We start from the raw sequence: 3080 nt of genomic DNA, 5'->3' as shown, positions 1-3080 counted from the left end.
CAGGCTCCCCGTGCCGCCGCGCTGCGAGCAGAACTCACCCCTATCGGCGCCACGGTGACCTTCGCCGCCTGCGACGTCTCCGACTCCGACGCCGTACGCGCACTCGTCACCGACCACCCCGACCTGACCGCCGTCGTCCACACCGCCGGCGGCCTCGACGACGGAGTGCTCGACCACCTCACCGTCGACCGGCTCGACACCGTCCTGCGGCCGAAGGCCACCGCCGCCGCACTGCTCGACGAGCACACCCGGCACCTCGACCTCGACGCCTTCGTCCTGTTCTCCTCGGCAGCCGCGACCTTCGGCAACGAGGGTCAGGCCAACTACGCGGCGGCGAACGCCCAGTTGGACGCGCTGGCACAGCGGCGGCATGCGCTGGGACTGCCCGCGACCTCGGTGGCCTGGGGGGCCTGGGCGGACTCCGGGATGGCAACGGGGCAGGCTGCGGCCGAGCAGTTGCACCGCAGCGGGTTCCCCCCAATGGCGCCGGACCTCGCGCTCACCGCGCTGGGCCAGGCCGTCGGACGCGGCGAACCGACGGTGACCGTCGCCCACATCGACTGGGCCCGATTCGTGCCCGCGTACACCGCCGCCCGGCCCAGCCGGCTCATCTCCGACCTGCCGGACGTACAGGATCTGCGGGCGGCGGCCGGTCCGGCCGCGTCCGGCGGCGGGCAGCGCGGCGAGGAGTCGTCGCTGGCCGAGCGGCTGGCCGCGCTGACGGCGGTGAAGCGTGAGGAGCTGTTGCTGGAACTGGTGCGGACGCAGGCGGCGTTGGTGCTCGGCCACGCCGGTCCGCAGTCGGTGGCCCCGAACCGGGCGTTCAAGGACCTCGGTTTCGACTCGCTCGGCGCGGTCCAGCTGCGCAACCGGCTCAACGCGGCCACCGGGCTGCGGCTGACCACCAGCGTCATCTTCGACTACCCGACGGCGGGCGAGCTGGCCCGGCATGTGCTGGGCGAGTTCCCCGGTCTCGGGGGCGACGGTGCCGCAACCGAGCAGGCCTCCGCTCTCGGTGCGACGGTCTCCGACGACGACCCGATCGCGATCGTGGCCATGAGCTGCCGCTTCCCGGGTGGGATTCGCACGCCCGAGGAGCTGTGGGCGCTGCTGGCGGCCGGCGGTGACGCGGTCTCGCCGTTCCCCCCCGACCGTGGCTGGGACCTGGAGGCGCTGTACGACGCCGACCCGGACCGCTCCGGCACGTCCTATGTGCGGGAAGGTGCCTTCCTCCAGGGTGTGGGCGAGTTCGACGCGGCCTTCTTCGGCATCAACCCGCGCGAGGCCCTGGCCATGGACCCGCAGCAGCGGCTGCTCCTTGAGATCTCCTGGGAGGCCCTCGAACGCGCCGGCATCGACCCGAAGTCGCTGCGCGGCAGCAAGGCCGGTGTCTTCGTCGGCAGCAACGGGCAGGACTACGCCACCCTGCTCCGGCAGGTCCCGGAGACGGTCGAGGGCTATCTCGGCACCGGCATCGCGGGCAGTGTGGCGTCGGGGCGGGTGGCGTACACGCTGGGCCTGGAGGGCCCGGCCGTCACGGTCGACACGGCCTGCTCCTCCTCGCTGGTCGCCCTGCACATGGCCGCTCAGTCGCTCCGCTCCGGGGAGTGCACGCTCGCTCTCGCGGGCGGTGTGACGGTCATGTCGACTCCTGAGGTCTTCGTGGAGTTCAGCCGGCAGCGGGGACTGGCTGCCGACGCCCGGATCAAGGCGTTCGCCGAGGCCGCCGACGGCACCGGCTGGGGCGAGGGCGTCGGCATGCTCCTGCTGGAGCGGCTCTCCGATGCCGAACGCCATGGACACCCCGTGCTGGGCATCGTGCGCGGCACCGCCGTCAACCAGGACGGCGCCAGCAACGGCCTGACCGCGCCGAACGGCCCCTCCCAGCAGCGCGTCATCCGGCAGGCCCTCGCCAACGCCGGCCTCACCCCCGACCAGGTCGACGCGGTCGAGGCCCACGGCACCGGCACCACCCTCGGTGACCCCATCGAGGCCCAGGCCCTTCTCGCCACCTACGGCCAGGGCCGCCCCGCCGAACAGCCGCTCTGGCTGGGCTCGGTGAAGTCCAACATCGGCCACACCCAGGCCGCCGCCGGCGTCGCCGGTGTCATCAAGATGGTCATGGCCATGCATCATGGCCTGCTCCCCCGCACCCTCCACGTCGACCAGCCCACCAGCCACGTCGACTGGGACGCCGGAGCTGTCACCCTCCTCACCGAGGAACAGCCCTGGCCCGACACCGGGCGGCCCCGCCGCGCCGGCATCTCCTCCTTCGGTGTGAGCGGCACCAACGCGCACGCCATCATCGAGCAGCCGCCCACCGCCACCGGCCAGGATCAGCACCCGTCCGTCGACCCGTCCGTGGTGCCGTGGGTGATCTCCGCCCGGACCGCGGACGCCCTGCGCGCCCAGGCACGGCAGCTCCGCGCGTACGTGGAGGGACACCCGGACCTGGACACCGCCGCCGTCGCCCACGCGCTGGCCACGACCCGGTCGGCGTTCGAGCACCGGGCGGTCGCGCTGGGCAGCAGCCCCGGTGAACTCCTCAAGTCCCTCGACGCCCTCGCCCACGGCGAGCCCTCACCCCATGTCGTGCAAGGCATCGCGCCCGACGAGACCGGTAAGACCGTGTTCGTCTTTCCGGGGCAGGGGACCCAGTGGGCCGGCATGGGCGCCGATCTCCTCGACAGCGTCCCGGTGTTCGCGGAGTCGATCGCCCGTTGCGAGGAGGCGCTGGCGCCCTATGTCGACTGGTCTCTGACCGAGGTTCTGCGCTCCCGCGCGGAGCTGGACCGTGTCGACGTCATCCAGCCCGTCACCTGGGCCGTGATGGTCTCCCTGGCCGCCACCTGGCAACACCTCGGCATACGTCCCGACGCAGTCGTGGGCCACTCCCAGGGCGAAATCGCTGCCGCGGCGGTAGCGGGTGCACTGTCGCTGGAGGACGCGGCCAAGGTCGTCGCCGTCCGCGCGCAGATCATCGGACGGCACCTCGCCGGGCTGGGCACCATGGCCTCCATCCCGCTATCCGCCGACACGGTCGCGGAACACCTGGCCGGCATCAGCGGCGTCGGCATCGC

1 protein-coding gene is annotated in these 3080 nt (G+C 72.8%); it reads left to right on the top strand.

Annotated elements, in window-relative coordinates; translation table 11 throughout:
• On the top strand, positions 1–3080 hold a 3080-nt coding region (locus tag ACFVJQ_RS45710; protein ID WP_385791893.1), incomplete at both ends, for a type I polyketide synthase.

This window comes from Streptomyces sp. NPDC127197, from assembly GCF_042672405.1.
GTDB classification, from domain to species: domain Bacteria; phylum Actinomycetota; class Actinomycetes; order Streptomycetales; family Streptomycetaceae; genus Streptomyces; species Streptomyces flavusporus.
Note: the sequence above shows the minus strand (reverse complement) of the source record. Positions and strands in the feature narration are given on the sequence as shown.